The organism is Cyanobium sp. PCC 7001 (genome assembly GCF_000155635.1).
In the GTDB taxonomy this organism is placed as follows: Bacteria; Cyanobacteriota; Cyanobacteriia; order PCC-6307; family Cyanobiaceae; genus NIES-981.
In genome coordinates this window covers 1,397,198-1,422,934 of the sequence record NZ_DS990556.1, presented here as the reverse complement: position 1 = coordinate 1,422,934, position 25,737 = coordinate 1,397,198, and the positions used below count along the sequence as shown (strand labels likewise).

The window sequence follows — 25,737 nt, the reverse complement described above, 5'->3', positions numbered from 1 at the left end:
GATCTCGACCGACTGTCAGTTGATGCGCGCGATTCGCTTGTCTGTCTGGTCGCGGCTGCTGACTTCGTGCTCGGGCGGGCCATTCCGCCTATTGCGGTCGAGCAACAGATACTCCAAGAGGGATGGATTTGGGCTGCAAGCCGAGGATCCTAACACGGCCATGCACTTGACCCGCCACCGCAGACTTAGTATGCCATCAGGGTTGTTCTCCCTCTGGCTCATTGCGGGCAGGTGATGGCCAGCGTTGGGGTCGTGTCTCCTCTCGGCCTCTTCATAGGCTTCGCAGTTGATAACATCATGATGAAGTTACGTGCCATCGCCTACGCAGCTCTTTCGCGTTGTGCCCAGTGTGTTGATATCTCACTGAGGACTCTAAAATCTTCTGTGCTCCTCTGAGGTGTCTCAGTGAGGCTGATTCATGAAGTCTCCTGTCCGGATCTAGCCGTGGATCTCTGGTCTGCCCGGATTCCCAAGCTCGGACGCTTTGCTGATCACCACTGGCTTGTGGTCCGCCGGGGCGCGCGGGCAGACCGCTGGGAGGTGTGGCAGACGCCTGGTGAGGGCGACACATCCTGGGGGCATCTGCACCGCAATCTATTGGCTCCGTCATCCGGTGTGGGCAACGGACCCGGACGACTGTTGCAACGCTGGACGTCTGATGAGGCGGCTGATCTGGCGTCACGCGTTGAATCCAGCCCCACCACCTATCCGTGGCTGCATCGCTATCGCGCCTTCCCTGGACCAAACAGCAATACCTATGTGCAGTGGGCTCTTGGTTCGTTGAGCAAGTTGGGGTGGCGTGGCCTTGGACGTGGCTACATGGCTCGCCCTGGGCTAAGTCTGAAACCAGTCAATTGTTTGATCTAAGCGTTAGGCTCTGAGGCCTCTCTGAGCTTTCAGCGGCAGGCCCCTCTGCTGGGGGCACTCCTTATCAACGCCCATGGTCTCCACCTCGCCATCACCTGCTGCGCACTCCACCGCCGAGTTCAGTGCGTTTGCGGGGTTGGCGAACTACTCCCTGCTGGACGCCTTGACTCCGGATCCAGAAGCGTCTGCTGATGGAGCTGACCATCGCCCCCGGCAGGTGTGCTCCGGCCACTACGTCCCTGTCACTCCCACTCCCCTGCCAGACCCCGTCTACGTCGCCCACAGCAGCACCCTGTTCCGCGAGCTGGGCCTGACCGACGACCTGGCCCAGAACCCTGAATTCGTCCGGATCTTCTCCGGCGATCTCTCGGCGGCCCCTAAACCGATGCGCCCCTACGGCTGGGCCACGGGCTACGCGCTCTCGATCTACGGCACCGAATACGTGCGCCAGTGCCCCTTCGGTACGGGCAATGGCTATGGCGATGGCCGGGCGATCTCGGTGTTCGAGGGCGTGTTCAACGGCCGTCGCTGGGAGATGCAGCTCAAGGGGGGCGGCCCCACCCCCTACTGCCGCGGCGGCGATGGCCGCGCCGTCCTGCGCTCCAGCGTGCGCGAGTTTCTGGCGCAGGAGCACATGCACGCCCTGGGCATTCCCACCTCGCGCTCGCTCACGCTCTACGCCTCCAGCTCCGAAACCGTGGTGCGGCCTTGGTACTCGCCCGAGTCCCGCTCCAGCGACCCCGACATCCTCGTGAAGGAGCCGGTGGCGATCTCCACCCGCGTGGCGCCCTCGTTCCTGCGCGTGGGGCAGCTGGAGTTGTTCGCCCGCCGCGTGCGCGGCAACGCCCATCCGGGAGCCCTGGAGGAGCTGCGCCTGATCGTGGCCCACCTGATCGAGCGGGAGTATGGCGCCGACATCGATCCAGCCCTGCCCTTCGCCGGGCAGCTCGTGGAGCTGGCCCGCTGTTTCAGTGGCCGTCTCACAGCCCTGGTGGCGCACTGGCTGCGGGTGGGCTACTGCCAGGGCAACTTCAACAGCGACAACTGCGCCGCCGGTGGCTTCACGCTCGACTACGGCCCCTTCGGTTTCTGCGAGCGCTTCGATCCCGCCTTCCAGCCCTGGACCGGGGGCGGCGACCACTTCGCCTTCTTCAACCAGCCCGCCGCCGCTGAGGCCAATTTCCACATGTTCTGGACTGCCGTGCGGCCGTTGCTGGCCGAGGCTCCTGAGGCGCTGGAGCGCTTCGACGCCGTGCGCCAGGGCTTCGCCGACGCCATGGAGAGCCGGATCCAGGCGATGTGGGCGTCCAAGCTCGGCCTGGCCGCCTACGAGCCCGCTCTGGTGCAGGAGCTGCTGCAGCTGATGGTGGCCACCCAGGTGGACTACACCCTCCTGTTCCGCCAGCTCTCCGAGCTGCCTGAGGAGGCTTCAGCCCTGGAGCAGAGCTTCTACGCCGAGCCATCCGAGCCGCTGGTGTCCCAATGGCAGGCCTGGCTGCAGCGCTGGCGCGATCACGTCACCAGCCAGGGCGATCCGGCCGAGCTGTCGGCCCGGATGAAACGGGTGAACCCCAAGGTCACCTGGCGCGAGTGGCTTGTCGTTCCCGCCTACCAGCAGGCGGCCATGGGCGACTACGCCCTGGTGCGGGAGCTGCAGGAAGTGCTCACCCATCCCTATGACGAGCCCTCGCCCGAGATCGAGGCCAAGTACTGCCAGCTCCGGCCCGAGGCCTTCTTCACCGCCGGCGGCGTGTCGCACTACAGCTGTTCCTCCTGATCGTTGATCCCTCCACCGGCGAGGCGCGAGCGCTCGTGATCGGCATCGGCAACCCCCTGCGCGGCGACGACGGGGTCGGCGCCCTGCTGGCCGAGGCGGCCGGTGGCCTCTGCCTGCACCAGCTCACCCCCGAGCTGGCCGCCGAGCTGACGCCCCTGGAGCGGGTGCTGTTCATCGATGCCTGGCTGGCACCCGAGTCGGCGGGGCCCAGTTCCTCCCCCCGGCTTGATCCGTTAACCGCTGCCGCCGAGCCACGAAACACCAGCACCAGCCACCGGCTCGATCCCGCCGAGCTGCTGGCGATCACCGCCGCCCTCTACGGCCGCGCCCCCCGCGGCGCCTGGTTGCGGGTGCCGGCCTTTGCTTTCGATCACGGCAGCGAGCTCTCGCCCCAGCTCCAGGCCTCGCTGCCCCAGGCCAACCGCCTGCTGCAGCAGTGGCTCAAGGAGGGCAGCCCCGATGCATGAGCTCAGCCTGATGGAGGCCGTGCGCGATCAGGCCCTGGCGGCCGCCAGGGCCGAAGGGGCCCGTCGCATCGCCGCGATCAGCCTGCGGGTTGGAGAGCTTTCGGGGGTGGAGGTGGAGGCCCTGCGTTTCGCCTTCCCGGTGGTGATGGCCGGCACGATCGCCGCCGCCGCCGAGCTGCGCATCGATCTGGAGCCGGCCGAATGCCACTGCGCCGTGTGCGAGGCCCCCTTCCCCGCCCCCGATGGCTGCTGCGACTGCCCCCGCTGCGGCACCATCAGCCGCCGGCTGCTGCGCGGCCGCGACCTGCGCCTGCTGGCCCTGGAAGTGGAGTAGGCGGTTCAGCGGAACGCCATCCCCTGCTCAGCGGCGCTGGCCTCCAGGCGGCGCCCAGGGCTGCCTTCAGCAGGGCGTCATCCAGGTTCACCGTGGTGCGCAGGGACGGATCCGTTCGCTGCCTGACTCCGCCTCAATCTCGTCATCGCTTGATGCCCATCGCCGAATGGCCTGGATGTGCAGATCGCCAGCGTGCTGAGTCCTGGACCGCGTTGTCCCTGGGGTCTGCGGTTCCTAGCTTGAAAGCGGCCCCAGCCCAGATCCGCCATGTGTCGCGACTGCGCCTGCGGGCAGGTGACCGCCCCACCAATCACGGCTGCCCAGGAGCCGGCCAGCACCACGCGCACCCTGCCGCTGCACGCCGCCCTGCTGCAGCGCAACGATGCCGGGGCCGAGGCCCTGCGCCAGCGCTTCCAGGCCGCCGGGGTCACGGCGGTGAACCTGCTCTCCTCCCCCGGCTCCGGCAAGACCGCCCTGCTGGAGGCCCTCGCCCGGCGCCTGGATCCCGCCCGCCTGGCGGTGGTGGTGGGTGATCTGGCCACCGACAACGACGCCAGCCGCCTGCGCGCTGCCGGTCTGCGCGCCGCCGCCATCACCACCGGCCAGGCCTGCCACCTGGAGGCGGCGATGGTGGCCGACGGCCTGCACCGCCTCAGCCACCAGGGCGTGGCCCTCGAGCAGCTCGACCTGCTGGTGATCGAGAACGTGGGCAACCTGGTGTGCCCCGGCGCCTACGACCTGGGCGAGAGCCTGCGGGTGGTGCTCGTGTCCACCACCGAGGGCGAGGACAAGCCGCTCAAGTACGCGCCGATCTTCCACGGCGCCGATCTGGTGCTGATCACCAAGATCGACCTGGCCGAGGCGGTCGAGTTCGACCGCGCCGCCGCCCACGCCGCCATCGCCCGCGTCGCCCCCCACGCCCGGGTGCTGGAGACCTCCGCCCGGAGCGGCGCCGGCCTTGACGCCCTGATCGCCCTGCTGGGGCAGGCCGTTCCGGTTCATTGAGTCCAGCCCGGCTGCTGCTGCACTGCCGCGGCACCGTGCAGGGGGTGGGCTTCCGGCCGTTCGTGCACCGCCTCGCCCGGGCGCTGGATCTGGTGGGGGAGGTGGAGAACGTGGCGGGTGCGGTGCGGGTGGATCTGCAGGGGGAACGCCCGGCCCTGGAGCAGTTTCTGGGCCGCCTCGGCAGCGAGCTGCCCGCACCGGCACGGCTGGAGCCGCTGCAGCCCCGATGGTTGCCGCCCTTGTCCCGTCCGCCGCGGGCGGTGCGCATCGCCGCGGCGGCCCCCCGGCCCCTTGGTGCCGGCCTGATCGCCCAGGCCCTGGTGGCCGATCGGGCGCCCTGCCCGGCCTGCCTGGCGGAGCTGGCCGATCCGACCGACCGCCGCCACGGCTACCCCTTCATCAGCTGCGCGGCCTGCGGCCCGCGCTACTCGATCGCCACCGCCGAGCCCTTCGCCCGGGCCCACACCACCCTGGCGGCCTTCCCCCTGTGTGCCGCCTGCCGCAGCGAGTTCGAGGATCCCGCCGACCGCCGCTTCCACGCCGAAACCATCGGCTGCCCCGCCTGCGGGCCGCGGCTGCAGCTGCTCGCCGCTGCTCCGGACACGCTCCCGGCGGGGCGGGACCCGATCGCTGCGGCGGCAGATCTGCTGCGCGCCGGCGGAATCCTGGCCCTGCAGGGCGTGGGCGGCTTCCAGCTGCTGGTGGAGGCCACCCGGCAGGAGGCAGTGCAGCGGCTGCGGCGGCGCAAGAGCCGGCCGGCCAAGCCCTTTGCCCTGCTGGTGGCCGATCCGGCTTGGCTGGAGCCCCAGGTGCGGATCGGCGAGGCGGAGATCCGGCTGCTGCGCTCACCGGCCGCCCCGATCGTGCTGCTGCGCCGCCGCCACGATCCGCAGGCGCTCCAGGGGCCGGCCGCGATGGTCGTGGCCGAGGCGGTGGCTCCCGGCAGTCCGGCCCTGGGGGTGATGCTGCCCGCCTCGCCGCTGCACCGGCTGCTGGTGGCGGCGGTGGGCCGTCCCCTGGTGGCCACCAGCGGCAACCCCAGCGGTGAGCCCCTCTGCATCGATCCGCTCGAGGCGCGGCAGCGGCTGGCGGGCATTGCCGACGCCTTCCTGCTGCACAACCGCCCCATCGCCCGCCCCCTCGACGACTCCCTGGTCCAGCTGATCGACGGCCGGCCCGTGCTTCTGCGCCGGGCCCGCGGCCATGCCCCGGCCGCCCTGGATCTGCCGCTGCCACCACCGGCCGATCACGCCGCCCTCGCCCTGGGCGGCGACCTCAAGGCCGCCCCGGCCCTGGCCCGTGGCGGGCAGATCTGGGTGGCGCCCTACCAGGGGGACCTGGCCGGAGCCCGCCAGCAGCGGGCGGTGGAGCAGGGGCTCGATGAGCTGCTGCAGACATTGGGGCTGGGCGGAGCTCCACCGGATGGAGATTCGCCGGTTGGAGCTTCAGCGCCCTTGCTGGTGGCCGATGCCCATCCCGGCTACGTGGGCACCGCCCTGGCGGCACGGCTGGCGCAGCGCTACGGGACGGCCCTGCAGCACGTGCAGCACCACCGGGCCCATGGGCTGGCGGTGGCGGCGGAGCACGGCCTGGCGGGCCCCCTGCTGGTGTGGGCCGCCGACGGCCTGGGCTACGGCCCCGGGCCCGGCCCCCAGCTCTGGGGCGGTGAACTGCTGCTGCTCGACGGCGCCGGCGCAGCGCAGCGCCTGGCCTGCCTGCGGCCCTGGCCCCTGCCGGGGGGCGAGCGGGCGATGCGCGAGTGCCGCCGCACCGCCCTGGGGCTGCTGTTGGCGGCTGATCCCGCCCTGCTGCACCACCCGGGCGCCGCTGCCTGCCGGGGGGCCTTCAGCCCCGCCGAGCGCCAGCTGCTGGCGGCGGCGGTGGCCGGCGGCTGCAACGCTCCCCGCACCACTGCCCTGGGGCGCCTGTTCGATGCGGTGGCCTCGCTGCTGGACGTGCTGCAGGAGCAGAGCTACGAGGGGGAGGCGGGGCTGCGGCTGGAGGGGCTGGCGCGGCGCCGGGACCAGGCGGCGGAGAACCCGTCACTGGCGGCAGAAGAGCCTGTGGGGGCGTTGCTGCCCCTGGTGCCCGTGCCGCCGGCCGAGGCCCCCGATCTGCCTCTGGGCTGGCTCGACTGGGAGCCTCTGCTGCGCCGGCTGCTCGATGCCCTGGCTGCCGAGGCGGCACCGGAGTCCCTGGCGTCAGGCTTTCACCACGCGCTCACGGCCTCGCTGGTGGCGGCAGCGGCGCGGGCGGCCGAGCTGAGCGGCTGCCGCCGGGTGGCCCTGGCCGGCGGCTGCTTCCAGAACGCCCTGCTGCTGGAGGGTTGCATCGCTGGTCTGCGCCGCGCCGGCCTGCAGCCCTGCTGGAGCGAGCAGCTGCCCTGCAACGACGGCGGCCTCGCCCTCGGCCAGCTGTGGGCAGTTCTGCCGCGCGTTTCTAGAACGGAGGCAGCCGCTCCGGCACCCCATGTGCCTGGCCACTGCGGGCCTGATCCTGGACATCGTTGATGCCGAGGATCCCCTCTGGCGGAGCGCGGAGGTGGACTTCGGTGGCGTGCGCCAGCAGGTGAGCCTGGCCTGCCTGCCCGAGGCGGTGGTGGGCGATCGCGTGCTCGTGCACGTGGGGGTCGCCCTCGCCCTGGTGGAGGAGCCCCTGCCCCGGGAGGAACGGCCATGACGACGCCGGAACAGGTCACCATCGATGGCAACGAGGCGGTGGCGCGGGTGGCCTACCGCCTCAACGAGGTGATCGCCATCTACCCGATCACCCCCGCCTCGCCGATGGGGGAATGGGCCGATGCCTGGGCGTCGCAGCAACGGCCCAACCTGTGGGGATCGGTGCCTGAGGTGGTGGAGCTGCAGAGCGAGGGCGGCGCCGCCGGCACCGTGCATGGCGCCCTGCAGGCCGGGGCGCTCACCACCACCTTCACGGCCTCCCAGGGCCTGCTGCTGATGATCCCCAACCTCTACAAGGTGGCGGGGGAGCTCACGCCGGCGGTGATCCACGTGGCCGCCCGCTCCCTGGCTGCCCAGGGGCTGTCGATCTTCGGCGACCACGGCGATGTGATGGCGGCCCGGGGCACGGGCTGCGGCATCCTCTGCTCGGCCTCGGTGCAGGAGGCCGCCGACACCGCCGCCATCGCGGCGCGGGCCAGCCTGATCAGCCGGGTGCCGTTCCTGCACATGTTCGACGGCTTCCGCACCTCCCACGAGATCCAGAAGGTGGAGGCCCTCGGCGATGCCCTGCTGCGGGCCCTGATCCCCGAGCCGGCGGTGCGCGGGCACCGGGCCCGCGGCCTCAGCCCGGAGCATCCGGTGGTGCGGGGCACGGCCCAGAACCCGGATGTGTACTTCCAGGCGCGGGAGTCGGTGAACCGCTTCTACGACGCGGGCCCGGCCGCCGTGCTCGAGGCGATGGACCGGTTCGCCGAACTCACCGGCCGCCGCTACCAGCCCTACGAGTACACGGGGCCGGCGGATGCCGAGCGGGTGCTGGTGCTGATGGGCTCCGGTGCCGAAACCGCCCTCGAGGCGGCCGAGGCGCTGCAGGCCGCCGGCGAGCGGGTGGGGGTGTTGAAGCTCAGGCTGTTCCGGCCCTTCGCGGCCCGCTGGCTGGTGGAGGCCCTGCCGGCCACCACCCGGGCGATCGCCGTGCTGGATCGCTGCAAGGAGCCCGGCTCCGCCGGTGAACCGCTCTACCTCGATGTGCTCGCCGCCGTGGCCGAGGAATGGCCGGCCGTGCATGGGCCGGCTCCCCTGCCGCGGGTGCTGGGGGGGCGCTACGGCCTCTCCTCCAAGGAGTTCACCCCGGCGATGGTGAAGGCGGTGGCCGATCACCTGCAGCTGGCGATCGTCCCGGTCTTGGGCGCCGAAGCCCGGCAGGTGCTCAACCACTTCACGGTGGGCATCCACGACGACGTGACCCACCGCTCCCTGCCGGTGGAGGAGGGCTTCGTGACCGAGCGCCCCCGCGCCGAATCCGGCGAGGTGCGGGCGGTGTTCTACGGCCTCGGCTCCGACGGCACCGTGGGCGCCAACAAGGCGGCGATCAAGATCATCGGCGAGGGCACCGATCTCCATGCCCAGGGCTACTTCGTCTACGACTCGAAGAAATCCGGCTCCGTCACCGTGTCGCACCTGCGCTTCGGGCCGCGGCCGATCCGCTCCACCTACCTGATCCAGCGGCCCACCTTCGTGGCCTGCCACCAGTGGGATTTCGTGGCCCGCTTCGATCTGCTGGCCGGCATCGAGCCGGGTGGGGTGGTGCTGCTCAACAGTCCCTTCGAGCCGGCCGACACCTGGGCGCGGCTGCCGGAGGCGCTGCGGCAGCAGATCCGCCAGGGCGGCCTGGAGGTGCACGTGATCAACGCCTACCGGGTGGCCCGCGAGGCGGGCATGGGGCCCCACATCAACACCGTGATGCAGGCCTGCTTCTTCGCCCTCAGCGGCGTGCTGCCCCGCGAGGAGGCCCTGGAGCGGATCCGCGCCTCGATCCGCCACACCTACGGCCGCAAGGGGGAGGCGGTGGTGGCCATGAACCTGGCGGCTCTCGATGCCAGCCTCGACCACCTGCAGCCGCTGGACTGGCGCAGCCTCGACGCCACTCAGGCTGCGGGCCCACCAGACGCCGAGGCGCAGCCGGATCCCGCCCCCACCGAGCCCAGCCTCGGCGAGCGGCTGGCGGAGGCCCCCGCCTTCGTGCGCAACGTGATCGCGCCGATGCTGGAGCGCCGCGGCGATGCGCTGCCCGTGAGCGCCCTGCCCTGCGACGGCACCTGGCCGGTGGGCACCGCCCGCTGGGAGAAGCGCAACATCGCCGCCGAGGTGCCGGTGTGGGAGAGCGACCTGTGCGTGCAGTGCGGCAAGTGCGTGATGGTGTGTCCCCATGGCGTGATCCGCGCCAAGGTGGCGGACCCGGCCGCCTTCGACGCCGCTCCCGAGGGCTTCCGCACCGCCCCGGCCCGCGACCATGCCTTCAGCGGCCAGACCTTCACGATCCAGGTGGCCGCCGAAGACTGCACCGGCTGCAGCCTCTGCGTTGAGGTGTGTCCGGCGCGGGACCGGCGCCAGCCCCGGCGCAAGGCGATCAACATGGCGCCGCAGCGGCCACTGCGGCAGCAGGCCCGCGGTCACTGGGATTTCTTCCTGCAGCTGCCCGAAGTGGCCAGGGCCGGGCTGAATCTGCACAAGATCGGCCAGCAGCAGCTGCAGGAGCCCCTGTTCGCCTTCTCCGGCGCCTGCGCCGGCTGCGGCGAAACCCCCTACCTCAAGCTCGCCACCCAGCTGTTCGGGGACCGGATGCTGGTGGCCAACGCCACGGGCTGCAGCTCCATCTACGGCGGCAACCTGCCCACCACCCCCTGGAGCGCCAACGGCGAGGGCCGCGGTCCGGCCTGGAGCAACTCGCTCTTCGAGGACAACGCCGAGTTCGGCTACGGCATGCGCGTGGCCCTCGACCAGCGGCGGCAGGCGGCCCTCTCCTTGCTGGAGTGTCTGGCGCCGCAGCTGCCGCCGGCCCTGGTGGACGGGCTGCGCACGGCGGATCAGGGCGACGAGGCCGGCCTCATGGAGCAGCGGCAGCGGGTGGCGGCGCTCAAGGAACGGCTGCAGGCGCTGCTGCCGCAGGGAGAGGACTCCTCCCCCCAGAGCCAGACGGCCGCCCGGCTGCTGGAGCTGGCCGACGCCCTGGTGAAGACGAGCGTGTGGCTGGTGGGCGGTGACGGCTGGGCCTACGACATCGGCTTCGGCGGTCTCGATCACGTGCTGGCCAGCGGTCGCGACGTGAACGTGCTGGTGCTCGACACCGAGGTGTACTCCAACACCGGCGGCCAGGCGTCGAAGGCCACGCCGCTGGGGGCGGTGGCGAAGTTCGCCGCCGGCGGCAAGGGTGCCGCCAAGAAGGATCTGGGCCTGATGGCGATGACCTATGGCCACGTGTACGTGGCCAGCGTGGCCATGGGCGCCCGTGACGAGCACACCATCCGCGCCTTCCTGGAGGCGGAGAGCTACCCGGGCCCCTCGCTGATCCTGGCCTACTCCCACTGCATCGCCCACGGCATCGCCATGGCCAAGGGCATGGAGCACCAGAAGCTGGCGGTGGATGCGGGCCGCTGGCTGCTCTACCGCCACGACCCCCGGCGGTTGGAGCGCGGCGAGGCTCCACTGCAGCTCGACAACCCGGCGCCGAGCCGCTCCCTGAAGGAGGCGATGGCGGCGGAGCAGCGTTTCCAGATGCTGCGCTACAGCCAGCCGGAGCGGGCCCACCAGCTGCTGGAGGAAGCCGAGGCCGAACGCGACCGCCGCTGGGCCGCCTACCGCGCCCTGGCCGGCAAGGCCGGAGGCCCCACGCCATGACCTTCTCCACCCTCACCCCCGACCTCTCCACCCGCTACCTGGGTCTGCCGCTGCGCACGCCCCTGGTGGTGGGGGCGGCCGGCCCCCTCAGCGAAACCGTGTCTCAGCTGGAGGCCCTGGAGCGGGCCGGCGCCGCCGCGATCGTGCTCCACTCCCTGTTCGAGGAGCAGATCGAGCGGGAGCAACTGGCCCTGCACTGGCACGTGCAGCAGGGCAGCGAGAGCTACGGCGAGGCCCTCAGCTACCTGCCCGAGCTGGCCGCGGCCCATGGCGGTGCCGATCCCTACCTGCGGCTGATCGAGCAGGCCCGCCGGCGGCTCGCCATTCCCGTGATCGCCAGCCTCAACGGCAGCCGCGCAGGCAGCTGGGTGGAGACGGCCCGCCGCATCGAGGCCGCCGGGGCCTCCGCCCTCGAACTCAACATCTATGTGCTGCCCACCGATCCGGAGCTCTCCAGCGCCGCGATCGAGGCGGAGGTGGAGGAGATCGTGCGCGAGGTGCGCGCCGAGGTGGCGCTGCCGCTGGCGGTGAAGCTGGGCCCCTTCTTCACCAACATCAGTGCCATGGCGCGGCGGGTGGCGGCGGCCGGCGCCCAGGGGCTGGTGCTGTTCAACCGCTTCTATCAGCCCGATATCGACATCGAGGAGATGACGGTGCGGCCCAACCTGCTGCTCAGCACCCCCCACGATCTGCGCCTGCCGATGCGCTGGATCGCCCTGCTGCACGGCCGCATGGACGTGGATCTGATCGGCAGCGGTGGTGTGCACCGCGGCACCGACGTGGTGCGGCTGCTGATGGCGGGGGCCTGCGCCACCCAGGTGGTCGCAGCTCTGCTGCGCCACGGTCCGGAGCGGCTGCGGGGGCTGGAGGACGAGCTGGCCACCTGGCTGATGGAGCACGACGTGGCCAGCGTCAGCGAGCTGATCGGCTGCATGAGCCAGGCCCAGTGCCCCGACCCCGAGGAGTACGAGCGGGCCCAGTACATGCGGGCCATCCAGAGCTACCGGCCGGCTGAGCCCATCCCGGTCCCGGGGGCCTGGTGAGCCGGGTCGCCGAGCTGGCCGAACGGCTGCGGGCCAGCGTGACCAGGCCCTGGACGCTGATGGAGGTGTGCGGCGGTCAGACCCACGCCATCGTGCGCTGGGGCCTCGACCAGCTGCTGCCGGAGGGTCTGCGGCTGATCCACGGCCCGGGCTGTCCGGTGTGCGTCACCCCCGCCGCCACCCTGGATGCGGCCCTGGCGCTGGCCCGCCGCCCCGACGTGATCCTCTGCTCCTACGGCGACATGCTGCGGGTGCCCGGCAGCGCGCCCGGCGACGACCTGCTGGGAGCGCGGGCGGCCGGCGGCGACGTGCGCCTGCTCACCTCGCCGCTGCAGGCGATCGGCCTGGCCCGGGAGAACCCCGGGCGCCAGGTGGTGTTCCTGGCGGTGGGCTTCGAGACCACGGCCCCGGCCACGGCCCTGCTGGCCCGGCAGGCCCTGAGCCTCGGCCTGTCCAACCTCTCGCTGCTCAACGCCCACGTGCGGGTGCCACCGGCGATGGCGGCGATTCTCGAGGCTCCCGGCAACCAGGTGCAGGGTTTCCTGGCGGCGGGCCACGTGTGCACGGTGATGGGCCTGCAGGAGCTGGAGCCCCTGGCCGCCGGCCACGGCGTGCCGGTGGTGGCCACGGGATTCGAGCCCGAGGACCTGCTGCTGGGGCTGTGGCGCTGCGTGCAGCTGCTGGAGGCGGGCACCCCGGCGGTGGTGAACGCCTATGGCCAGGTGGTGCGCGAGCACGGCAATCCCGGGGCCAGGGCCTTGCTGGAGGAGGTGTTCGCGGTGGTGGATCAGCCGTGGCGCGGCCTGGGGGTGATCCCGGGCGGCGGTCTGGGGCTGCGGCCCGCCTACGCGGATCTCGATGCCCGCCGCCGCTTCGGTGGGTTCTGCGGCGAGGCGCCAGGCTTCGGCGGTGTGAACAGCACCTCGGGCGACGGCTTCGGTGATGGCCCATCGGCGTGCATCGCCGGCCAGATCCTGCAGGGGCGGGCCGTGCCCACCGACTGCCCCGCCTTCGGGGGGCGCTGCCGGCCGGAGCATCCACTGGGGGCGCCGATGGTGTCGAGCGAGGGGGCTTGCGCGGCCTACCACCGCTACCGCAGCGCCGAGGCGACGACCGTCGCAGCCGCAGCACCCGCCCTGTGAGCGGTTCCCTGCCCCTGGACGGGGATGCCTGCATCCAGCTGGCCCACGGCGGTGGCGGCACCCTGATGCAGCGACTGATCGATCAGGAGCTGCGTGCCCTGTACACCGATCCGCAACAGGTGCTGCACGATGCCGCCAGCCTGGCCCTGCCCCATGGCCGGCTGGCCTTCAGCACCGATGGCTACGTGGTGCAGCCGCTGGAGTTTCCGGGCGGTGACATCGGCCGGCTGGCGGTGGTGGGCACCGCCAACGACCTGGCCATGGCCGGGGCCCGCCCCCTGTGGATCAGCGTCGGGCTGATCCTGGAGGAGGGGCTGCCCCTGGCGCTGCTGCGGCGGCTGGTGGCCTCGATGGCGGCCGCGGCCAGAGAGTGCGGCGTGGCGATCGTGACCGGTGACACCAAGGTGGTGGAGCGGGGCAAGGCCGACGGCATCTTCATCACCACCAGTGGCATCGGCACGCTGTGCGATTCCGCACGGGGCAGTGCTGCGGCAACCGGTTCCAGCGCCATCGATCCCACCGCGATCCGCCCGGGGGATCAGGTGCTGGTGAGCGGCGATCTGGGCCGCCACGGGGTGGCGATCCTCGCCGCCCGCCACGGCCTGCGGTTGGAGCCGCCCGTGCTCAGCGACTGCGCTCCGCTCTGGCCTCTGGTGGAGCAGCTGCTGGCGGCCGGGGCGGTGCCCCACTGCCTGCGGGATCTCACACGGGGCGGGCTGGCCAGCGCCCTGCAGGAGCTGGCCGTTGCGGCCCGGGTGGAGATCGCCATCGAGGAGCACCGTCTGCCGGTGCTCCCGGCGGTGGCCAGCACCTGCGCGGTGCTCGGCTTCGAGCCCCTGCACCTGGCCAACGAAGGGCGGCTGGTGGCGGTGGTGGCACCGGAGCAGCGGGCCCTGGTGGAACCGTTGCTCGCGGCCGGAGGTGGGGCCTGGATCGGCGAGGTGCGCCCGGCTCACCGCAGTCCGCGGGTGCTGCTCACCACGGCCCTGGGCACCGAGCGGCTGCTGGTGCCCCTCAGCGGCGAACTGCTGCCCCGGATCTGCTGAGCGGTTCCCGCCACCAGAGGGCCAGCCCGCCGCCCCGGCCGCGGGCCACCAGCCAGGCCTCCTCCCCCTCCTGCCGGCTGGCGATCAGGGCGAAGAAGGGCAGGGAACGCTCGGCCGGTCGGGCCAGAGGGCGCTGCCACAGCCGCCGCCCCGCCAGCCGCATCTCGAGGCGATCGAACCAGAACACCAGCAGGGGCCGCCGGCCGCGCAGCTCGCCACCGCCCTCGAAGCGCAGCTCCAGGCTCCCGAGCCCCACGCTGTTGCGTACGGCCAGCTCGCCGTTGCTGCCAGGGGTCAGGCTGAGGCTGGCGGCGAGGGGCCGCAGCAGTGCCGCCGCGGCCTGCATCGGCCGGGCCTGGCGATCCCAGAGCCGCTGCAAGCGCCAGCCGCCACGCAGGGCCTCCGCATCCAGCCCCGACCCGTGGGTGCGGCTGTGCCGCTCCAGCTCCAGGATCGCGGCGGCGTCGAGCTCAGACAGGGGCATCAGACAGGGGCATCGGCGCGGCCGCAGAGGCCTTACTTCACACCTCGCAATCGTTGCATGGGTATCCCTGCTCAACCTGCTTGCCTGCCTGAGGGGACCTTCATACGGTCAAAGAACATTCATCCCACCGACGCCATGACGGCTTCCCACGGCTACAACACCGCAGCCGATCCCCTCACCGACCATCCACCCTCCAGCGCCTTCCCCCCGGCGGACCATGATCCGGTGGAGGCCTATTTCGAGTGCATCACCACCTGCTCCATCGATGATGGCGAGTGCGTGACCACCTGCACGGAGATCCTCCGCCAGCACAGCTGAGCTCCGCATCTCTCGGCGCTCTTCACGCCACCACTCCATCACGCCCCACTCCATCACGCCGCCGCCCCGGCGATCGTTGTTCTCGATGGTTCTGCAACAGCGGCGTGAGCCCTATCCGCACTGGGAGTACACCGATCCATCCGGTGCGGAGGTGCTGCGGGTGGTGCCCGAACGGGGTGGCCTGGTCACCGCCTGGAGCAGCCTCGGCCGCGACTGGCTCTACTTCGACGCGGAGCGGTTCGCCGATCCGAGCCTGTCGGTGCGGGGAGGAATCCCGGTGCTGTTCCCGATCTGCGGCGGGGTGCCCTCCGGGCGGCTGAGCCTGCCCCAGGGGGAGGTCAGCCTGGCCCAGCACGGCTTCGCCCGCGACAGGCCCTGGAGCCTTTCCGCCCTGGAGGATGGCCTGGGCGTGCGGCTCGAGCTCGGCCATGACCCCGACACCCTGGCGGCCTATCCCTTCCGCTTCCGGCTTCGCCTCGACTACAGGCTGGCCCCCGGCGAACTGGCCATCGAGGCGTTGGTGAGCAACGCCGGCGAGGATCCGATGCCCTTCAGCTTCGGGCTCCATCCCTACTGGGCCGTGGCGGATCTGGCGGCCGTGCGCCTTGAGGGGCTGCCCGCCGAGGGCTTCGACCACCACACGATGGCCCCGGCCGCGCTGGCCGGACAGCTCGACGCGCTCGGTGAGGGCGTGGACCTGCTGGCCCATCCCCGCGGACCGGTGCGGCTGCTTGACGCCGGCGGCGGCGGCACGGTGACCCTGGAGCCCAGCGCTCCCCTCGATCTGGTGGTGCTCTGGACCGACCCACCCCGGCCGATGCTGTGCCTGGAGCCCTGGACGGCCCCCCGCGGGGCCCTGATCAGCGGCGACCGCCGCCTGATGGTGGAGCCGGGTGGCTCCTGCAGCCTGAACTGCCGCTACCGGGTGGAACCCGGGGGTGGCTAGATGTGGGGTGGCCCAGTCCACGCCCCTGCCCTCGCTTCCGCGATGCGGCCTCCCGTCATGCCCCCCCTCGCCATCCCCTCCGACGCGGCTGAACGGCTCCCCGAGCTGGCGGGCGATGGGGCGAGCGAAGGGCCGCCTCAGTCCGGTGCCGATCCGGTGTTCGATCACATCAGCGAGCTGGCACGGCGCTGCGCGGGCACGGAGATCGCCATGCTCAGCCTGGTGGACCACGACCTGCTGCGGTTCCGGAGCTGCGTGGGGCTGGAACTGCACACCAGTTCGCTGCCGCGCGGCGCCTCCCTCTGCGGCCAGACGGTTCTCAGCCGCGATCCCCTGATCGTGGCCGATGCGCAGAGCGATCCCCGCGCGCAGGCCCACCCGCTGGTCACGGGGCCACCCCATGTGCGCTTCTATGCCGGCTTTCCCCTGATCTCCTCCGGCGGTTTCCAGCTGGGCAGCCTGTGTGTGTTCGGCCACGAACCGCGGCAGCTGGATGGCCAGCAGGTGGACAGCCTGCAGCGCCTGGCCGCTCTAGCGGCCCACCGCTGCGAAGAACTCAGCCGGTCCCACAGCCAGGCTGCGGAGCCTGCGGAGGCGGAACAGGCCTCACCGGGGCTGCTGGGCCGGGAGGAGATCCTGCGGCAGCTCGAGCGGAAGGTGGCCCAGGCGGCGGGTCATCCCTTTGCCCTGGTGCGGTGCCGGCTGCGGGATCACGAGCGCATCAATGCCGCCTTCGGCGCGGCCGTGGCGGAGGCCTGCCTGGCGGAGGCCTCGCGTCGCCTTCTGGCCGTGCTGCCGCCCGGGGGCGCGATCGGCGGGATCGGGGAGGGGGACCTGCTGGTGCTGTGGCCGGATCCGCCGCCGCCGGAGCGGCTCGATGCCCTCGGGCAGCGCCTCACCACGGCGGTGAGCCAGCTGCACCGGGTCGGGGATGTGTCGGTGGGGATGGCAATGGCGGTGGGCATCGCCGTGGCCAGGGGTCACGGCGAATCCAGCCAGGCGCTGCTGGCGGACGGGGGGCTGGCCCTGCAGCGGGCCTGCACCATCCAGGGCTGCGCCTGGCACGGCCTGGATGCCCAGAGCCGCAGCGCCACGCTGGGGGGGTTCCGCTTCGCGTCCGAGTTCCACACCGCCCTCGATGAGCGCGATCTGGCCCCGTCGTTTCAGCCGATCGTGGACCCCGCCAGCGGCCGGCCCCTCGGCTTCGAGGCCCTGGCCCGCTGGCAGCATCAGGGCCAGCTGCTGCCGCCGGCCCGCTTCCTTCCAGAGGCCCGCGATGCCGGCCTCACCGGCGAGGTGGATCTGCTGATGCTGGAGAAGGCCCTGGCGGCCCTGCCCCAGCTGGCCGAGGCCCCGGGGGGCCAGCCGGCCGCTCCGATGCTGATGAGCGTGAACCTCTCCAGCGGCGTGCTCAGCGACCCCTCCCTCGGCGCCAGGCTGCTGGAACGCCTGGAGGCCGCCACCCTGCCCGCCGGCTGGACCCTGCAGGTGGAGCTGCTGGAGGAGGCCTTCCATGCGAGTTCCGCCGCGGTGGATGCCTTCCTGCAGCGCCTGGCCGCCCTGCAGGTGAGCGTGGCGATCGATGATTTCGGCACGGGCTATTCGTCGCTGGCGCGGCTGATCTCCCTGCCGATCCAGCGGGTGAAGCTCGACCGCAGCTTCATCGCCCAGCTCGATTCCGGCAGCCGCTCCCCGCGCACCCTGCTCAGCAGGATGGTGCTGATGCTCCGGGATCTGGATCTGGCGATCACGGCGGAGGGGGTGGATTCCGCCGTGCAGCGCGCCTGGCTGCTGGAGCAGGGCATCCGCAGCGCCCAGGGGTACCTGTTCGCCCCGCCGCTGCTCCTGCACGAGGCCGTGGCCTGGCTGGGCGGGCAGGCGGTGGGGGCGGGCGAGCGCCCTAGCCCGTGACCGGCGGCAGGGTGCTGGGATTGCCGTTGCGGATGGCGTGATACCCCGGGGAGAGGATCTCCACCTTGGCGGCGGCGAACTGGTCCTGGATGGCGGCCAGTAGATCGGAGAGAGTCTCGCGGTACTTCTTGGCGTCGCGCACGCTGGCGGTGAGCTCGTAGCTGATGTGGAAGTCGTTGAGGCTGGTCTGCAGCACGAAGGGCGCCACCTCCTCACTGATGCCCTCCACGGATTCGGCCGCGGCCAGCAGCAGGGCGTGCACCTGGCGCCAGGGCACGTCGTAGCCGATGGTGATCGTGGTGCTGAGCGCCACGGGCTTGCGGATCTCCCGGCGGGAGAAGCTGTAGTTCACCACCGAGGAGGTGATCACGGCCGCGTTGGGGATGCTCACCAGTTCGTTGCGGGGCGTGCGGATGCGGGTGACCAGCAGGGCCCGCTCCTGCACGTGGCCCACCACGCCGTTGATCTCCACCCGGTCACCCTCCAGGAAGGCGCGGGTGTAGATGAGCATCAGACCGCTGATCACGTTGGTGGCGACGGCGCTGGAGCCCAGGGCCGCCAGCACGCCGAACAGCAGGCCGGCCCCCTGGAACACCTTGCTGTCGGAGCCGGGGATGTAGGGGAAGGCGAACACCAGCCCGATCAGCACGATCAGGATGTTGGCGATGCGGCGGGTGGGAATCGCCCACTCCCGGTAGAACCAGCGGATGCTGATCTGGCCGCGCCGCAGGGCGGAGAACAGCCAGTTGCTGACGCGCAGCATCAGGGTGGTGAGCACCGCGATCAGGGCGATCCAGAGCAGGTTGGGCACCAGAGCCAGACAGGCCTGGATCAGCCGGATCGCCAGGCGCAGAATCTGGCCGCGCAACCCCTCCGCCATGGCCTGGGTGGGGGGGAAGAAACTGAGCAGCAGCGGGATCAGCAGCCAGCTCACCGTGAGCAGCAGGCCCCAGTGCAGGATCGAGAGCGAGAGCTGGGTGAAGGCCCGGGTCTGGGCGGGGGTGATCAGGGTCTGCTTGCCGATCTTCAGCTTCGGGGCCACCTGCACGCTGCGGCCCGAGAGCCAGCGCTTGAGCCGCACGTGGGTGCGCCGCTGCCAGCGCAGCCACACCACGTAGATCGCCAGCACAGCCAGGGCCAGCAGGGTGCCGACGATCCAGTTGCGCAGCCTGTTGCGGTCTTCGTAGTCCAGAACGGCCTTGCGCACCGCGTCGCGGTAGCGGTTGGCCAGGGCCTCACGGGTGGTGCCGGCCTCCTTGGCGGCCCGCTCATCCACGGCCAGTCCGGGCTGGAAGTTGCCCTGCGGGTCGAGCAGGCCCACCATCGAGTAGGGCGGCTCCTCCCGCACCACCACCCGGTCGGCCCGGAAGCGGGGACTGCGCACCAGCCGGTTGAGCTGGGTGGTGATCCGGGCGGCCACCTCATCGGGCGACTGGGCGCCGGCGGCGCTCTTGATCTCCACCACCCGCTGCCCGTCGAGGGTGATCCAGGCGGCGCTGGCGATCTGGGGAAGGCCCAGCAGCAGCAGGGCCGCCAGCAGGAAGGCGAAACAGCGCCGGGTGCCCACGGGGTTCAGGGGCCGAAAGGCCAGCTTTTCGGCATTATCCGGCTCCACGGGCCCGGCCGCCCACGGCCGGGTCGCCACGTCCCGTCCCGGCGTCAGCCGCCGCCCCGCCGCCAACGGAAATACCGCTCCAGCCAGCCCAGCAGCCGCTGCGGCGCCCGGGCCTTCTTCCACACGCCGGCGGCGTATTTGTTGGCCTCGCTGAAGGTGGGATAGGCGTGCACCGTGCTGAAGATGCGGCCCAGCCCGAGGTTCCAGCGCATCGCCAGCACGAACTCCGACAGCAGTTCGCCGGCGTGCTCGGCCACGATCGTGGTGCCGAGGATCGTGTCCTTGCCGGGGGTGGTGAGCACCTTCACGAAGCCCCGCTCGGCGCTCTCCACGATGGCCCGGTCGAGCTCGTGCAGGGGGAAGCGGGTGACCTCCACCGGGATCTGCTGGGCCGCGGCCTCCGCCTCGGTGAGGCCCACCGTGGCCACCTCCGGATCGGTGAAGGTGGTGCGGGGGATCACACGGTAGTCGGCCCTGAAGCGCCGCACGCCGCCGAACAGGGCGTTCACCGCGGCGTACCAGGCCTGGTGGGCGGCGGTGTGGGTGAACTGGAACGGCCCGGCCACATCGCCGGCCGCGTAGATGTTGGGGTAGAGGGTCTGCAGGTAGGCGTTGGTGGTGATCGTGGCGCCGGTGGGAATGCCGAGCTCCTCGAGGCCGTAGCCCTGCAGCCGTGCCCGGCGGCCCAGGGCGCAGAGCACCGCATCGCAGGCCAGGGTGCGGGTCTGGCCCTCGTGCTCCACCTCCACCCGAGCCGCCCCTGAGGCATCGGCGGCGAAGCCCCGCACCTGGGTGTGGGTGAGCACCTGCACCCCGTCGGCCTCCAGGGCGCGGCGCACCTCCTCGGCCACGTCGGCGTCCTCGCGGCGCAGCAGCCGGCCGCTGCGCTGCACCAGGGTCACCGGCAGCCCCAGCTGGGCCAGGGCCTGGGAAAGCTCGCAGCCGATCGGCCCGCCCCCCAGCACCACCAGTCGGGGACGCTCCAGGGGGCAGGTGCGCAGGTAGGTCCAGATCGTTTCGCTGGTGAGCAGCGGCACCTGATCGGCGCCCGGCAGATCGGGCAGCACGGGGGCGGCGCCGGTGGCCAGCACGATGGCCCGGCTGGTGAGACGCAGCTCATGGCTGCTCTTGCGGGGGCCGGCGCCCTCGGCCTCGCCGGCGCCGGGGCTGTCGTGGCGGCGGATCGCCACGGTCCAGGGATCCAGCAGGCGGGCGTGGCCGCGGATCACCTCCACGCCGAGCCCCTCGTAGCGCTCCACGCTGTCGTGGGGGGCCACGGCCTCCACCTTGGCGGCCACCCGCTCGAACACCTGCCGCACCGAGAGGCGCGGCTCCACCGGCTCCAGGCCCCAGCGGTCGGCGCGGCGCATGCGGGCCGCCAGGCGGGCCGAGGCGATCAGGGCCTTGCTGGGCACGCAGCCGGTGTTGAGGCAGTCGCCGCCCATGGCGTCGGCTTCGATCAGGGTCACGCGGGCCTTCACCGTGGCGGCGATGTAGCTGCTCACCAGCCCGGCGGCGCCGGCGCCGATCACGATCAGGTTGCGGTCGAAGCGGCGCGGGCGGCTCCAGCGGCGGTAGAGGCGCCAGGTGGCCAGGCGGTTGGTGGCGGCCCGGGCCAGCCAGGGGAAGGCGGCCAGCAGGCCGAAGGAGAGCAGCAGCGGCGGCGAGAGGATGCCCCCCAGCCCCTGCAGCTGGGCCAGCTGGGTGCCGGCGTTCACGTACACGAGTGTGCCGGGCAGCATGCCGATCTGGCTGGTGAGGTAGTACGAGCCGGCCCGCATCGGTGTGAGGGCCATCAGCAGGTTCACCAGGAAGAAGGGGAACACCGGCGCCAGCCGCAGCGTGAGCAGGTAGAGCACCCCATCGCGCTGTACGCCGGCCTCGATCGGCGCCAGCTGCCGCCCGAAGCGCCGCTGCACCAGATCGCGGAAGAGGGTGCGGGCCAGCAGGAAGGCCAGCAGGGCGCCGGCGCTGGAGGCGAACGACACCAGCAGCGTGCCGAGCCCGAGGCCGAACAGGGCCCCGCCGGCCAGGGTGAGCACCGCCGCCCCCGGCAGCGATAGGGCGGTGACCACCACGTAGAGGCCCATGTAGGCCAGGGCGCTCTGCAGCGGTGCCTCCTGCCGCCAGGCCAGCAGCCCGCCCTGGGCCCGCTGCAGGGCTTCCAGGGTCAGCTGGCGCTGCAGCCCGAACCCGAAGAACAGGGCCACCGCCAGGGCGATGAGCGCCAGCAGCAGCAGCTTGCGCCAGCCGCCGCCCTGGGGCTCCGGTTCCGGGGAGGCCTCACCGGGCGGGGCCCCGCCGGAGGGGGCTGCGGCTGCGGAGGGGGGCATGAAATCGGGTGGGCTGGTTCTCTACCTTCCTCCCTACCTGCTGGGGCCCCTTGCGGATTGATGCCCCTCGGCCGCGGCGGGAACGGACAGCGGTTGCCCCTCCAGCCCCACGTACACCACCACGATCCGGGCGGGACCGGGGCCCAGGCTTCTGCCCCGGTGGGGGGTGTTCACCAGCTCGATCAGCCCGTCGCCCGCCTCCAGCGTGATCGTGTCACCCGTGGCGGAGTTCACCTGCAGCCGGCCCTCCAGCAGCACGCCGGCATTGATCATGGGATGCACGTGGGGGGGCAACGACGTCCCGGCCGGGATGGTGATGCGCAGCACCGTCACCTCCGGCTGCCCTGGCCCCAGGGGCGGCAGCGGGGTGCCATCCCAGCTGCGGGTGCCCTTCACAAGCTGCTCCACCTGGATCGAAGGGGGGTGGGCCGGCTCCCCGTCGGCGTGGGCGGAGCCGGCCGCCAGGGCGAGCGCCAGCAGGGCCGGAGCGCCCCAGCGCCGGAGCCGCGGGGGCGGCAAGGGGATGGGCCGCATGGACGCTGTGCTGTTGCGCGCACCCTGGAAAGCCGTTGCGGTGCTGTCAACGTCAGGTCGCCTCGCCAGTGTGGAAGAGCCGTGATGCCTGCGTTCGCCATCCCATGGAGCAGCCCGCTTCGATCGTGAGCCTGTCGCGGGCGATCCAGCTCTCCCTCTCGCCGGTTTTCCTGCTCACCGGCATCGCCGGCCTGCTGAACATCTTCACGGGACGGCTGGCCCGGATCATCGACCGCACCCGGGTGCTCCAGGCAGCGCTGGATCAGGACCCCGCCGGTGAGGCGTCCTCCCTGCACCGCAGCATCCAGGTCCAGCGGCGCCGCCTGTTCCTCACCAACCGCGCCATCCTGCTCACCGGCATCGCCGCCCTGCTGGTGGCCGCGGTGGTGGCCGTGCTGTTCATCGGCTCGATCGCCGCCCTGGATCTGGCGGCGATCGTGGTGCCGGTGTTCGTGGTGGCGATGCTGGCCCTAATCGGCGGGCTGCTGCTGTTCCTGCTCGAGGTTCAGATCGCCATCCGGCAGAACCCTCGGCGCTACTACTGAGCGGCGGGAGCCCCGGTAGGTCCAGGGGCTGGGGCCGTGCCGCCGCTCCCGTTGCCGCCCCCCTCGATGGCGCCCTTGATCCGCGCCCTCACCTCGGCCTTGCAGGTTTCCTTGGCAGCGTCGATGGTGGCGCCGGCATTCACGTTCTGCACCACGCAGTCGCACACCTGCTGCACGAAGGCCGGCGGCGGCTGGGTCACGCCCTTGCTCACCAAGTCAGCCTTCAGCTTGGCCTCGCACTGGTTGCGGATGATCCGGTCCCGGATCGCCTGGGCCTGGGAGGGTGGCACCGCCAGGGTGACCAGGCAGGTGGCCCCGGCCAGCGGCAGAAACCATGGCCTGGCCGGAAGCTTGGCGAGCGGGGACATGGCACCGAGGGCAGATGGCGGACTCTGGCACGGTCCATCCGCTCGCCGGCCGGCGGGCGACGCGGCTCAGTCGCGCTGCCAGCGGGCCCGCATGGGGGAGCCGGCATCGGGGTAGGGCGCGTCCAGGCTGCCGCCGAAGGCCTTCACCAGGGCCTTGCCCAGGCCGTGGGTGGCGTGGATGCCCGTCAAGCGCAGCAGCACCGGACCCGTGGCCGGATCGCCGCTGACGTCGATCAGGCGCTCGAGTGGATGGTCCAGGCGCATGCGCTCGTCGGTGTTGTTCACCAGCCGCATCACCTCCTCGCTGTGGCTGGCCAGGAAGGCGCCGGAGAGGGTGAGTTCGCCGGCAGGCACCCCATCGCGGATGCGCTGGCAGGCCGGGCAGCGGTGGCTGGCGGCCACGCTGGACGGCGCCTCCCAGCACCAGCGCCCCTTCTGGAAGGTGGCCTGGCAATCCGGGCAGGTACTGGGCTGGGGCGGCTTGCGGCGCAGCTGGTAGGGATCACTGGGCTGCCCGCTCGCCATGCCGTCGTTCCGGGGGCGATGGCTGGTGCTGTTCATGACACGCGACCCTGCTGCTCCTGCTGTAGCCAGGGCGGCAGGATGCGTCAGGGTCGCGAGAATGGGGATGCCCGGAGCGTGGCCTCTCCGGCGCCTGGAGCGAGCCGATGACCCCGCCCTCCTTTCACCTCTCGATCCCGGCGCGGGATCTGGAGCTCACGCGCCGCTGGTACGAGCGGGTGCTGGGCTGTGTGGCCGGCCGCAGCAGCTCGGCGGCGCTGATCCTCGATCTGGGGGGGCACCAGCTGGTGGCCCAGCACCAGCCCCACGCTCAGGATCCGGAGCCGGCCCAGCGGGGCATCTACCCGCGCCACTTCGGCCTGGTGTTCGAGGAGCTGTCCGAGTGGCAGGCGCTGCGGGAGCGGGTGGAGGCGGCCGGTGAACCCTTCGCCGTGGCGCCGAAACGGCGCTATCCCGGCACGGTGCTGGAGCACCACACCTTCTTCCTGAACGACCCCTCCGGCAACTGGCTGGAGTTCAAGCACTACGGCCACCCCGAGGCGGTGCTGGGCTGCTGCGAGCAGGCCTCGGTGGGCGATCCGGAGCTGCGGCGAGGGCCATGATCAGGGCCATGACCAGGGCCAGCAGCCTGGTGGCGGCCGTGCTGCTGACCAGCGCTCCGGTCTGGGCCGGCCCAGACTGCCAGGCCCTGCAGCAGCAGCGCGACCAGCTGGCCCGCGCGGCGATGCAGGCCGAGATCGACCTGCTGCAGAGCGTGCGGCAGCGCCTCTGCCCGCGCCAGGAGGCGCTGGCCACCGCCGCCAACGCCGGGGCGCAGCAGGGCCCGCAGGAGGAGCCGCTGGATCAGCCTCTGGATTACGACGCCTACATCCGCTGCCGCGAGCAGGCGGAGGCCGAGCTGCGGCGCAGCCGCCCCGTGCTCCACCGCAACCGGCGGGGCTTCACGTACTACACAGCCGACGGCGCCCGCCTGGCTGGGGAGGCCGATGCGGTGCAGGAGCAGCTGCGGGTCCAGTGCGGCCGCTGAGCCCGATCAGGCTGCGCCATCCGGCCGTGGCCGCCATCGCACCGGAGCAGCTGGCGCGGATCCTGGCGGGAGAGGAGCGCCACCGCTGGCTGATCCTCGATGCCCACACCCGCGGCGATGAACGCCCTTGAGTGCTGGCATGGCCCGGCTGTCGATCATCATTCCCGCCCTGAACGAGGCCGCCACCCTGGGGCGCACGCTGCGGCACGTGCAGGCGCTGCAGCCGCCGGCCTGGGAGGTGCTGGTGGTGGATGGGGGCAGCAGCGATGCCACCGCGCGGATCGCCGCCGAAGCCGGCTGCACGGTGCTCCACAGCGAGGCGGCGGGCCGGGCCGTTCAGATGAACCTGGGCGCCCGCCACGCCACGGGCGATCTGCTCTGTTTCCTGCATGCCGACACCCTGATTCCCGACGATCTGGTGAGCGTGGCCGGGCGCACCTTCGCGGAGGCCTCGATTGCCGGCGCCGGCTTCATCTCCCTGATGGGGAACGGCGTCACCACCCGCTGGACGATCTCGATCCTGAATCTGCTCAAGACCCATCTGGCACCCCTGCTGTTCCGCCCCCATCTCTTTATTCGGGGATTGCGGCTGCTGTTCGGCGATCAGGTGATGCTCTGCCGCCGCAGCGATTTCCGGCGCTGCGGTGGGTTCGATCCGAGCCTGCCGATCATGGAGGATGGCGATCTGTGCCTGCGGCTGGTGCGGCTTGGACGCCTCGTGCTGATCAACCGCGTGGTGGAGAGTTCGGATCGGCGGGTGCAGCGCTGGGGCGCCGCCAAGGCCATCCTGATCTATGTCTGGATCGGCATTCTCTGGGGCCTCGGGGTGTCGCCGAGCCGCCTGAAGCGCTTCTACGGCGACATCCGCTGATTGAGGCGCCAGTCATCGGGAAGCAAGGCCAGCCGCAGTGGCTCCCGGGTGGGGCTGGCGCCCTGGAGATGGGGAAGGATGCCGGCCTCCGCATCGAGACGCACCGTGGCGGGGTTGTTCACGAAGCGGATCAGGTCGTGCTGGAGCTGCTGCTCCACCATCTGTTGCAGCCCGCCGGCACTCCGGCCTCAGCCTGGCAGCTGCGCTGCACGACGCCACCACCACG

General features: G+C 71.8%; 25 protein-coding genes. 18 read left to right on the top strand and 7 right to left on the bottom strand.

The genetic code is table 11. The annotated features are described in order from the left end of the window. Nucleotides 1–405: 405 nt before the first annotated feature. The 11 genes from CPCC7001_RS14420 (at nucleotide 406) to hypE (ending at nucleotide 14,037) form a co-directional block, all read left to right on the top strand. Nucleotides 406–867 carry a DUF3750 domain-containing protein gene (locus CPCC7001_RS14420; protein WP_225867200.1) on the top strand — a complete coding sequence of 154 codons (462 nt, stop codon included), beginning with the start codon at nucleotides 406–408 and terminating at the stop codon, nucleotides 865–867. A 73-nt stretch (nucleotides 868–940) separates the two neighbouring features. Next, the gene (locus CPCC7001_RS07015) at nucleotides 941–2,644 is read left to right on the top strand and encodes a YdiU family protein (RefSeq protein ID WP_006911348.1); all 1,704 of its coding nucleotides are present in this window, start codon (nucleotides 941–943) and stop codon (nucleotides 2,642–2,644) included. Between the two features lie 35 nt (nucleotides 2,645–2,679). After that, nucleotides 2,680–3,111: a hydrogenase maturation protease gene (locus CPCC7001_RS07010; RefSeq protein ID WP_006909580.1), complete on the top strand. Its 432-nt coding sequence runs from the start codon at nucleotides 2,680–2,682 to the stop codon at nucleotides 3,109–3,111. Then, nucleotides 3,104–3,445 carry a hydrogenase maturation nickel metallochaperone HypA gene (gene hypA, locus CPCC7001_RS07005; protein ID WP_006911542.1) on the top strand — a complete coding sequence of 114 codons (342 nt, stop codon included), beginning with the start codon at nucleotides 3,104–3,106 and terminating at the stop codon, nucleotides 3,443–3,445. Before CPCC7001_RS07010 ends, hypA begins: the two co-directional genes overlap by 8 nt. Before the next feature lie 294 nt (nucleotides 3,446–3,739). After that, the gene (gene hypB, locus CPCC7001_RS07000) at nucleotides 3,740–4,450 is read left to right on the top strand and encodes a hydrogenase nickel incorporation protein HypB (RefSeq protein WP_006911677.1); all 711 of its coding nucleotides are present in this window, start codon (nucleotides 3,740–3,742) and stop codon (nucleotides 4,448–4,450) included. After that, entirely contained in the window at nucleotides 4,447–6,960 is a 2,514-nt protein-coding gene (gene hypF / locus CPCC7001_RS06995) for a carbamoyltransferase HypF (RefSeq protein ID WP_006909143.1), read from the top strand. Before hypB ends, hypF begins: the two co-directional genes overlap by 4 nt. Next, nucleotides 6,920–7,129 carry a HypC/HybG/HupF family hydrogenase formation chaperone gene (locus CPCC7001_RS06990; protein WP_006909770.1) on the top strand — a complete coding sequence of 70 codons (210 nt, stop codon included), beginning with the start codon at nucleotides 6,920–6,922 and terminating at the stop codon, nucleotides 7,127–7,129. The genes hypF and CPCC7001_RS06990 overlap by 41 nt, the downstream gene beginning before the upstream one ends. Continuing rightward, entirely contained in the window at nucleotides 7,126–10,806 is a 3,681-nt protein-coding gene (nifJ, locus tag CPCC7001_RS06985) for a pyruvate:ferredoxin (flavodoxin) oxidoreductase (RefSeq protein ID WP_006909667.1), read from the top strand. Before CPCC7001_RS06990 ends, nifJ begins: the two co-directional genes overlap by 4 nt. Beyond that, the gene (locus tag CPCC7001_RS06980; RefSeq protein ID WP_006911122.1) at nucleotides 10,803–11,849 is read left to right on the top strand and encodes a dihydroorotate dehydrogenase-like protein; all 1,047 of its coding nucleotides are present in this window, start codon (nucleotides 10,803–10,805) and stop codon (nucleotides 11,847–11,849) included. Before nifJ ends, CPCC7001_RS06980 begins: the two co-directional genes overlap by 4 nt. Next, nucleotides 11,846–12,991 (top strand): hydrogenase formation protein HypD, encoded by a 1,146-nt coding sequence (gene hypD, locus CPCC7001_RS06975; protein WP_006910431.1) that lies wholly within the window; start codon nucleotides 11,846–11,848, stop codon nucleotides 12,989–12,991. Before CPCC7001_RS06980 ends, hypD begins: the two co-directional genes overlap by 4 nt. After that, nucleotides 12,988–14,037 (top strand): hydrogenase expression/formation protein HypE, encoded by a 1,050-nt coding sequence (hypE, locus tag CPCC7001_RS06970; RefSeq protein ID WP_006909592.1) that lies wholly within the window; start codon nucleotides 12,988–12,990, stop codon nucleotides 14,035–14,037. The genes hypD and hypE overlap by 4 nt, the downstream gene beginning before the upstream one ends. On the opposite strand, the gene CPCC7001_RS06965 is transcribed toward hypE, so the two are convergent. After that, complete coding sequence (locus tag CPCC7001_RS06965; protein WP_043368742.1) at nucleotides 14,006–14,521, bottom strand: hypothetical protein; 516 nt, start codon at nucleotides 14,519–14,521, stop codon at nucleotides 14,006–14,008. The genes hypE and CPCC7001_RS06965 overlap by 32 nt on opposite strands. Nucleotides 14,522–14,656: 135 nt before the next feature. Here CPCC7001_RS06965 and CPCC7001_RS06960 point away from each other — a divergent pair, with 135 nt between their 5' ends. The 3 genes from CPCC7001_RS06960 (at nucleotide 14,657) to CPCC7001_RS06950 (ending at nucleotide 17,696) form a co-directional block, all read left to right on the top strand. After that, nucleotides 14,657–14,839, top strand: a complete 183-nt coding sequence (locus tag CPCC7001_RS06960; RefSeq protein WP_006911378.1) for a hypothetical protein — start codon at nucleotides 14,657–14,659, stop codon at nucleotides 14,837–14,839. Between the two features lie 85 nt (nucleotides 14,840–14,924). Further along, nucleotides 14,925–15,785 (top strand): galactose mutarotase, encoded by an 861-nt coding sequence (locus tag CPCC7001_RS06955; protein WP_006909778.1) that lies wholly within the window; start codon nucleotides 14,925–14,927, stop codon nucleotides 15,783–15,785. 57 nt (nucleotides 15,786–15,842) lie between these two features. Beyond that, on the top strand, nucleotides 15,843–17,696 hold the full coding sequence (locus CPCC7001_RS06950; protein ID WP_006910491.1) for a sensor domain-containing phosphodiesterase: 1,854 nt from the start codon (nucleotides 15,843–15,845) through the stop codon (nucleotides 17,694–17,696). Here CPCC7001_RS06950 and CPCC7001_RS06945 read toward each other — a convergent pair. Genes CPCC7001_RS06945 through CPCC7001_RS06935 form a run of 3 tightly spaced genes read right to left on the bottom strand, consistent with a single transcriptional unit; the run spans nucleotide 17,686 to nucleotide 22,178 of the window. Then, nucleotides 17,686–19,341, bottom strand: a complete 1,656-nt coding sequence (locus CPCC7001_RS06945) for a mechanosensitive ion channel family protein (RefSeq protein ID WP_225867199.1) — start codon at nucleotides 19,339–19,341, stop codon at nucleotides 17,686–17,688. The genes CPCC7001_RS06950 and CPCC7001_RS06945 overlap by 11 nt on opposite strands. A 14-nt stretch (nucleotides 19,342–19,355) precedes the next feature. Next, a complete protein-coding gene (locus CPCC7001_RS06940; protein ID WP_006911139.1) occupies nucleotides 19,356–21,644 on the bottom strand; it encodes an FAD-dependent oxidoreductase in 2,289 nt (762 codons plus the stop codon). 33 nt (nucleotides 21,645–21,677) lie between these two features. After that, complete coding sequence (locus tag CPCC7001_RS06935; RefSeq protein ID WP_006909871.1) at nucleotides 21,678–22,178, bottom strand: cupin domain-containing protein; 501 nt, start codon at nucleotides 22,176–22,178, stop codon at nucleotides 21,678–21,680. A gap of 104 nt (nucleotides 22,179–22,282) precedes the next feature. On the opposite strand from CPCC7001_RS06935, the gene CPCC7001_RS06930 reads away from it, so the two are divergent. Then, on the top strand, nucleotides 22,283–22,723 hold the full coding sequence (locus tag CPCC7001_RS06930; RefSeq protein ID WP_043368740.1) for a DUF2721 domain-containing protein: 441 nt from the start codon (nucleotides 22,283–22,285) through the stop codon (nucleotides 22,721–22,723). Here CPCC7001_RS06930 and CPCC7001_RS06925 read toward each other — a convergent pair. After that, nucleotides 22,717–23,091, bottom strand: a complete 375-nt coding sequence (locus tag CPCC7001_RS06925; RefSeq protein ID WP_006911258.1) for a hypothetical protein — start codon at nucleotides 23,089–23,091, stop codon at nucleotides 22,717–22,719. The genes CPCC7001_RS06930 and CPCC7001_RS06925 overlap by 7 nt on opposite strands. A gap of 66 nt (nucleotides 23,092–23,157) precedes the next feature. Further along, on the bottom strand, nucleotides 23,158–23,652 hold the full coding sequence (locus CPCC7001_RS06920; protein WP_006909261.1) for a BCAM0308 family protein: 495 nt from the start codon (nucleotides 23,650–23,652) through the stop codon (nucleotides 23,158–23,160). A gap of 107 nt (nucleotides 23,653–23,759) precedes the next feature. On the opposite strand from CPCC7001_RS06920, the gene CPCC7001_RS06915 reads away from it, so the two are divergent. From CPCC7001_RS06915 to CPCC7001_RS06905, 3 genes are all read left to right on the top strand, one after another. Further along, the gene (locus tag CPCC7001_RS06915) at nucleotides 23,760–24,215 is read left to right on the top strand and encodes a VOC family protein (protein WP_006911191.1); all 456 of its coding nucleotides are present in this window, start codon (nucleotides 23,760–23,762) and stop codon (nucleotides 24,213–24,215) included. Between the two features lie 8 nt (nucleotides 24,216–24,223). Beyond that, nucleotides 24,224–24,640 (top strand): hypothetical protein, encoded by a 417-nt coding sequence (locus CPCC7001_RS06910; protein WP_156796721.1) that lies wholly within the window; start codon nucleotides 24,224–24,226, stop codon nucleotides 24,638–24,640. A 139-nt stretch (nucleotides 24,641–24,779) separates the two neighbouring features. Beyond that, nucleotides 24,780–25,511, top strand: a complete 732-nt coding sequence (locus CPCC7001_RS06905; RefSeq protein WP_006910385.1) for a TIGR04283 family arsenosugar biosynthesis glycosyltransferase — start codon at nucleotides 24,780–24,782, stop codon at nucleotides 25,509–25,511. On the opposite strand, the gene CPCC7001_RS06900 is transcribed toward CPCC7001_RS06905, so the two are convergent. Next, nucleotides 25,493–25,672 carry a hypothetical protein gene (locus tag CPCC7001_RS06900; RefSeq protein ID WP_006909631.1) on the bottom strand — a complete coding sequence of 60 codons (180 nt, stop codon included), beginning with the start codon at nucleotides 25,670–25,672 and terminating at the stop codon, nucleotides 25,493–25,495. The genes CPCC7001_RS06905 and CPCC7001_RS06900 overlap by 19 nt on opposite strands. Between the last annotated feature and the right edge of the window lie 65 nt (nucleotides 25,673–25,737).

Coding starts and splice junctions, on each gene's coding strand:
- CPCC7001_RS06900 (WP_006909631.1), bottom strand. CDS start 25,672: ATGGTGGAGCAGCAGCTCCAGCACGACCTGATCCGCTTCGTGAACAAC.
- CPCC7001_RS06955 (WP_006909778.1), top strand. CDS start 14,925: ATGGTTCTGCAACAGCGGCGTGAGCCCTATCCGCACTGGGAGTACACC.
- hypA (WP_006911542.1), top strand. CDS start 3,104: ATGCATGAGCTCAGCCTGATGGAGGCCGTGCGCGATCAGGCCCTGGCG.
- nifJ (WP_006909667.1), top strand. CDS start 7,126: ATGACGACGCCGGAACAGGTCACCATCGATGGCAACGAGGCGGTGGCG.
- CPCC7001_RS06920 (WP_006909261.1), bottom strand. CDS start 23,652: ATGAACAGCACCAGCCATCGCCCCCGGAACGACGGCATGGCGAGCGGG.
- CPCC7001_RS06965 (WP_043368742.1), bottom strand. CDS start 14,521: ATGCCCCTGTCTGAGCTCGACGCCGCCGCGATCCTGGAGCTGGAGCGG.
- CPCC7001_RS06990 (WP_006909770.1), top strand. CDS start 6,920: ATGTGCCTGGCCACTGCGGGCCTGATCCTGGACATCGTTGATGCCGAG.
- CPCC7001_RS06980 (WP_006911122.1), top strand. CDS start 10,803: ATGACCTTCTCCACCCTCACCCCCGACCTCTCCACCCGCTACCTGGGT.
- CPCC7001_RS06935 (WP_006909871.1), bottom strand. CDS start 22,178: ATGCGGCCCATCCCCTTGCCGCCCCCGCGGCTCCGGCGCTGGGGCGCT.
- CPCC7001_RS06930 (WP_043368740.1), top strand. CDS start 22,283: ATGGAGCAGCCCGCTTCGATCGTGAGCCTGTCGCGGGCGATCCAGCTC.
- CPCC7001_RS06960 (WP_006911378.1), top strand. CDS start 14,657: ATGACGGCTTCCCACGGCTACAACACCGCAGCCGATCCCCTCACCGAC.
- CPCC7001_RS06940 (WP_006911139.1), bottom strand. CDS start 21,644: ATGCCCCCCTCCGCAGCCGCAGCCCCCTCCGGCGGGGCCCCGCCCGGT.
- CPCC7001_RS06925 (WP_006911258.1), bottom strand. CDS start 23,091: ATGTCCCCGCTCGCCAAGCTTCCGGCCAGGCCATGGTTTCTGCCGCTG.
- CPCC7001_RS06910 (WP_156796721.1), top strand. CDS start 24,224: ATGACCAGGGCCAGCAGCCTGGTGGCGGCCGTGCTGCTGACCAGCGCT.
- CPCC7001_RS07015 (WP_006911348.1), top strand. CDS start 941: ATGGTCTCCACCTCGCCATCACCTGCTGCGCACTCCACCGCCGAGTTC.
- CPCC7001_RS06950 (WP_006910491.1), top strand. CDS start 15,843: ATGCCCCCCCTCGCCATCCCCTCCGACGCGGCTGAACGGCTCCCCGAG.
- CPCC7001_RS06905 (WP_006910385.1), top strand. CDS start 24,780: ATGGCCCGGCTGTCGATCATCATTCCCGCCCTGAACGAGGCCGCCACC.
- CPCC7001_RS06915 (WP_006911191.1), top strand. CDS start 23,760: ATGACCCCGCCCTCCTTTCACCTCTCGATCCCGGCGCGGGATCTGGAG.